This window comes from Rhodococcus sp. P3_B8, assembly GCF_056402775.1.
The window spans coordinates 1-731 of record NZ_JBFUGT010000684.1; the positions used below are offsets into that span (position 1 = coordinate 1).

Genomic DNA, 731 nt, shown 5'->3' on the forward strand with positions numbered 1-731 from the left:
ACTTTCGGTCGCCGGGCCCCGCTGTTTTTCCCCTCCAGAATCACCGTGGAACAAAACGCGGACCACCCGCGTTGACCACACCGCAAGCACAAATGCCGATTGGGATCGCGAACCTGCGATCTGGCATACTGAGCGGCTGAGTCCGGTTCCGGTTCACGTCTTCGAACGGCGAAGGCGACCCGGCGACCATTGAAAGGGACACCATGAAGTCAGGCATTCACCCCAACTACGTGGCCACCACCGTGGTCTGCGGTTGCGGAAACACCTTCGAGACCCACAGCACCAAGGAGACCGGGCGTATCAACGTCGAGGTCTGCTCGCAGTGCCACCCGTTCTACACCGGCAAGCAGAAGATCCTCGACACCGGTGGACGTGTCGCCCGCTTCGAGGCTCGCTACGGCAAGCGCGCCGGCAAGGGCGCAGCCAAGGAATCTGCAGAGTCCTAGCTGTTCCGCCGACGCCCGTCCTGCGATAATTGCAGGCCGGGCGTCGGCTTTTTTGTGCCTATTCCCGAAAGAACGCAGAGCGGAGCGAATCATGGCAGGGACCACCCAGCCTTCGGCCATCGACGACATCCTGGCCGAACATGCCGGCCTGGAGCAGCAGTTGGCGGACCCGGCCCTGCACAACGACGCTTCTGCCGCCCGCAAGGCGGGCAAGCGATTCGCCGAGCTCGCGCCGATCATGGCGACATATGCCAAGCTCAAGTCGGCGCAGGACGATCTGGATGC

Annotated in this window: 2 protein-coding genes; both read left to right on the forward strand. The window is 62.9% G+C overall.

What is annotated here, in order from left to right; translation table 11 throughout:
• The first annotated feature begins 203 nt into the window (after positions 1–203).
• Complete coding sequence (gene rpmE / locus AC1D1G_RS45745) at positions 204–446, forward strand: 50S ribosomal protein L31 (protein ID WP_005252948.1); 243 nt, start codon at positions 204–206, stop codon at positions 444–446.
• A 91-nt stretch (positions 447–537) separates the two neighbouring features.
• Positions 538–731 (forward strand): PCRF domain-containing protein (locus tag AC1D1G_RS45750; RefSeq protein WP_477957005.1); only part of this gene is annotated, 194 nt, incomplete at its 3' end.